This window comes from Lentzea sp., from assembly GCF_036380075.1.
GTDB lineage: Bacteria > Actinomycetota > Actinomycetes > Mycobacteriales > Pseudonocardiaceae > Lentzea.
Map to the genome: position 1 here is coordinate 1 of NZ_DASVFL010000382.1, position 4,813 is coordinate 4,813.

Below are 4,813 nucleotides of genomic sequence, written 5' to 3' on the forward strand. Positions count from 1 at the left end.
AAACGGCCACGCTTTTCGGCCGTTTGACATACCCCCTCAGGCGTGGCTCGCTCTTGGTGCGGCTTGTGACGGGAACCCCACCGCAACGCAACCACCAACGCAACGCACGGCCGCCCAACGCAACAGGCGTGCCATCAACCCGCCAGCGGCGCGGACCCCCCGATCAGATTGCCGGGGGTCTGGGGGCGGAGCCCCCAGGGGGAAGCAAGCAACAGAAACCCGCCCTGATCAAATCAACTTCCCGGGATTCAAAACCCCAGTCGGATCAACCCGCGCCTTAACTGCCCGCAAAACCCCAACCCCAACAGGACCAATCTCCCTCTCCAACCAAGGCAAGTGATCCCGCCCAACAGCATGGTGATGAGTAATAGTCCCCAACCGAGAAACAGCATCAGAAGCAGCAACCTTGGCCCGCCCCCACTGCCCGACAGGATCCGAAAGATCCCGAGGCACCAAAACGGTGAAGTACAACGAAGCCCCAGTCTCATAAGCGTGCGAGACATGGCACATCACAACAGGATCCCCAAGCTCGGCAACCAACGCCCCGCGAACAGCATCCCGAAGCGCAGAAACCGAAGACCAGCGCGTGGCAGTCTCCAAGGTCTCGACACAGACCCCCGCGTCCAGAAGAGCATCCCGCTGCCGAGGCCCGTTGAACCGCCCGTGCAACCAAGAGGCCCCCATGGCCCGCCCGAGCCGGACAACCCGATGCCCGCGCAACACCGACATCGTCGCGGCACGGGACCGGCCCTCCCACCCGAGGATCACCAGGCAGGGCTGCCGGACCCCGCGAACCCGCAGGTACTTCCGGACGACATCAGCCCGGGACCCGGCCAACGCCAGGGCGACCTCGGTCTCGTCCACATCGGACAACCGGGTCACGTCGGCGAGCGCCCCTGCCTGGGCCAGTGACCGCACCAGCTCGACCCCGGCCTCCCACCCGTCCACCACGAACCCCTCGTACCGAGGCGAAACCGGACGAGGCCGAACCCGGACGGAAACCTCGGTGATGACCCCGAACGCCCCTTCGCTGCCCAGCACCAACTGCTTCAGGTCGGGCCCGGCGGCGGAAGCGGGCGCGGAACCGGCCACCCACTCCCCCACGGGGGTGGCGACCCGGACCGACTCCACCATGTCCTCGAACCGCCCGTACCCCGAGGAAGCCTGACCGGCGGACCGGGTGGCGGCGAACCCGCCGATGGTCGCCCGCTCGAAGGACTGCGGCACGTGCCCGAGCGTGAACCCGTGCTCCCCCAGCAACCGCTCGGCCTCCGGCCCGGTCACCCCGGCCTGCAGCACGGCCACCCGTGACACCGGGTCGACGGACACCAACGCCCCGAGCCCGGCCAAGTCCAGCGCCACCACGGCCGGCTTGGACCCGCGCAACGCCTCGACCCCGCCGACCACGGAGGTCCCGCCACCGAACGGCACGACGGCGAGGTCGTAGTCGACGCAGACCTTCAGGACCTCGGCGACCTCGTCCGGCGAAGCGGGCTGCACGACGGCGTCGGGCACGGCCGGCGTCCCGTGTCCCCGGTGCCGCAACAGGTCGAGGTACGAGAGCCCACCGGCTCGCCCCAGCCGGTCGGCCGCGTCGACGGACACGGCGCTGACAGCCTCTAACGCCGTGAACGCGTCCGCGGACAGCGCGGACTCGGGCACCTCGACCGGCACCTCCGGCAACGGCTCCCCCAGCCCGACACGCGTCCGGAGCCACTCCAGCGCGTGCGGCGGGAGCGGCGTCGTCTCAGCAGTCCATCTGGCCCTGGTCACTGCTACAGTGTTACACATGACGTCTCAACGTCACACCCATGACGCCCTGCTCGACGCCACCCGCGAGTGCGTGCTCGAAGTGGGAGTGCGCAGAACAACGCTCACCGACGTGGCGAAACGGGCCAACGTCAGCCGGATGACGCTCTACCGGCGCTACCCGGACGTCGACCACCTGGTCAGGGCGCTGATGACACGCGAGTTCGCCACCCTGCTGGAGGCCGTCGAGAACGCCACCAGGGAGGGCAACGCCCGCGAGCAGCTGGTCAGGCGGTCCGTCGACGCCATCCGGTTGCTGTCGTCGAACCCGCTGATGCAGCGCGTCCTGCAGCTCGACGCCGACCTGATGCTGCCGTACCTCACGGACCGGCTGGGCAGCACGCAGCGGCTGGTCGAGCAGTTCCTCGTCGGGCAGATCGAGGCCGGGCACGTCGACGGCTCGATCCGGTTCGGGGACGCGAAGACGCAGGCGCGCATCGTGCTGCTGACCACGCAGTCGATGGTGCTGTCGACGCGGCCCGCCACGTCCGGGCTCGACTTCATCCCGTTGATCGAGGAGCTGGCCAAGCAGCTGGACGGAGCGCTGAAGCCGTGAACACGTCCCTGAACGCCGCCCGCAGGCAGCAGGACCTCGAAGCGGCCCCGCACGAGGTCGCCGACGTGCTCGTCGTCGGCGGCGGGGTCACCGGTGCGGGGGTCGCGCTCGACGCCGCCTCCCGCGGGCTGAAGGTCGTCCTGCTGGAGGCGCACGACCTGGCGTTCGGGACGTCGCGGTGGTCCAGCAAGCTCGTCCACGGCGGCCTGCGGTACCTCGCGAAGGGCGACGTGAAGCTCGCCCACGAGAGCGCGGTCGAACGCGGCGTCCTCATGACCAGGACGGCACCGCACCTCACCCGCACGCTGCCGATGCTGTTCCCGTTGCACTCCGGCTCGAACCACTTCGTGATGGCGGGCCTCAAGGCCGGCAACGCGTTGCGCATCGCCGCCGGCACGCCCGCCTCGGTGCTGCCGCGGCCGCGCCGGGTGCACCGGCACGAGGCGCTGGCGCTGGTCCCTGGCCTGAACCCGGACGACCTCACCGGCGGACTCCTCAACTACGACGGCCAGCTCGTCGACGACGCCCGCCTGGTCGTGGCGCTCGCCCGCACCGCCGCCGGGTACGGCGCGAAGATCCTCACGCGCGCGAAGGTCCTGACGCTGCGGGGAGACGGCGCCGAGGCCGAGGACACGCTCACCGGCGGCAGGTTCACGATCAGGGCGAAGGCGGTCGTCAACGCGACGGGCGTCTGGGCCGGCACGCTCGCGCCCGTGCAGCTGCGGCCGTCCCGCGGCTCGCACCTGGTCGTGGACGCGAAGGCCGTCGGCCTCACCGGCACGGCGCTGACCATCCCGGTTCCCGGCGAACGCAACCGCTACGCCTTCCTGCTGCCCCAGGCGAACGGCCGCGCGTACCTGGGCCTGACCGACGAGCCGGTGGACGAGATCCCGGACGTCCCCGCGGTTCCGGAGTCCGATGTGGACTTCCTGCTCAGGACCGCTTCGGCGGTCCTGCAACGGGAGCTGACGCGCGCGGACGTCATCGGCAGCTACGCGGGCCTGCGCCCGCTGCTGGAGGCCGAGGGCACGACGGCGGACCTGTCGCGCCACCACGCGGTGCTGAAGGCGCCGAACGGCGTGATCACGATCGTCGGCGGCAAGCTCACCACCTACCGCAGGATGGCGGCGGACGCGGTCGACGCGACGAACCTGACCCAGGTCCTGTGCCGCACCAAAGACATCCGCCTGGTCGACGACCGGCCGGCCCCGACCGCGCCGATCGCTCCCGGCGTCACCGAGGCCGACGTCGTCCACGCGATCGCCCACGAGGGCGCGCTGGACGCCGACGACGTCCTGGACCGCCGCACCCGCATCGGCCTCGTGCCCGCGGACCGCGCCAAGGCGGCTCCGGAGATCGCGAAGCTCCTCGCGGCGGTGTGACGGAAACAGAAGAACGGGGCGCCCCCTTGAGGGACGCCCCGTTCTCAGCGCAAGAACTTCAGTGCGAGGAGATCACTCGCCGATGACCGGCTTCGCGGCCCTGGGCGGCTCGACGAGCGACTCGCCCTCGATCCGCACCTTCCGCTTGTGCTCGCCGTCGCCACCCTGCTGGCCGCCTGCTCCGGCACCCATGGGCATGCCGCCCATCATGCCGCCGCCCGCGGCACCGCCGGGGCCGCGCGGCGCACCACCGGCAGCCGCCGCACCGGCGGCCGCACCGCCCGCGGCACCCTGCGACATGACACCGGCCGCACCACCGAACTGGGTCGCCGCGGTGCTGCCGGCGCCACCGCCACCGGCGGGGCCACCGAGACCGGCGGGAATCCCGCCACCGCCTCCGCCGCCCATGCCCTTGGGGATGCCGCCGCCTCCGCCGCCACCACCGCCGCCTGCCGCGGACACGGCGGACGCGCTGTGGTCGGTCGTCGGCGGGCGGTACCAGTCCGAGTTTCCACCGGTCGTCGGCATCGTGCCGATCGTCGGGGGCTTGGGCACGGTGCCGCCGGCCGCCGTCGTCGTGTCGGGCTCCCAGTGGCCGGGCACCCAGCGACCGGGACCGGTCCCCGTGCCCGCGCCGCCACCGACCCCGGACCCCACGCCGGGCGGGGTGTAGGGCGAACCGACCTGGCCGCCGCCGGCACCGCCACCGGCGCCACCGCCCGCGCCGCCGTGGGAGGCGGCGGGAGGCGTGTAGACCGGGCGGACGGACGGACCGGCGCCGACACCGGGGCCCTGGCCGTAGGAGCCCTGCCAGCCGCTCGCGTCGCCGCCCTGGTAGCCGGGCCGGACGTTGCTGAGGCCGTCGCCACCGGTGTTGCGACCGGCGGTGCCGCCGTTGGCGCCGCTCGTGAACGTCCCGCCGGCACCGCCGTGGGCCCGTTCCTGGTCGGAGCTGCCGAGGCCGTCGAAGCCGCCGGAGGTCGGCCGGCTGATGCCGCCGCCCGCGCCGCCGGCGCCCTTGTTGGCCATCGAGGAGATCGCGTCGATGACCTGCTCGGCGATCTTC

General features: G+C 72.1%; 3 protein-coding genes and 1 pseudogene. 2 read left to right on the forward strand and 2 right to left on the reverse strand.

What is annotated here, in order from left to right; all coding sequences use genetic code 11:
- Positions 1–228 precede the first annotated feature (228 nt).
- Positions 229–1,791, reverse strand: coding sequence for an FAD-binding oxidoreductase (locus VF330_RS40125; protein ID WP_330856991.1), 1,563 nt, complete (start codon positions 1,789–1,791; stop codon positions 229–231).
- Between VF330_RS40125 and VF330_RS40130 the strand changes: the two genes are divergently transcribed.
- Both VF330_RS40130 and VF330_RS40135 read left to right on the forward strand, forming a co-directional pair.
- The gene (locus VF330_RS40130; RefSeq protein ID WP_330856992.1) at positions 1,790–2,365 is read left to right on the forward strand and encodes a TetR/AcrR family transcriptional regulator; all 576 of its coding nucleotides are present in this window, start codon (positions 1,790–1,792) and stop codon (positions 2,363–2,365) included. The two genes, VF330_RS40125 and VF330_RS40130, sit on opposite strands and share 2 nt — an antisense overlap.
- Positions 2,362–3,747: a glycerol-3-phosphate dehydrogenase/oxidase gene (locus VF330_RS40135; RefSeq protein ID WP_330856993.1), complete on the forward strand. Its 1,386-nt coding sequence runs from the start codon at positions 2,362–2,364 to the stop codon at positions 3,745–3,747. The genes VF330_RS40130 and VF330_RS40135 overlap by 4 nt, the downstream gene beginning before the upstream one ends.
- Positions 3,748–3,819: 72 nt before the next feature.
- Here VF330_RS40135 and VF330_RS40140 read toward each other — a convergent pair.
- Positions 3,820–4,813, reverse strand: a pseudogene (locus VF330_RS40140) (hypothetical protein); the annotation flags it as partial.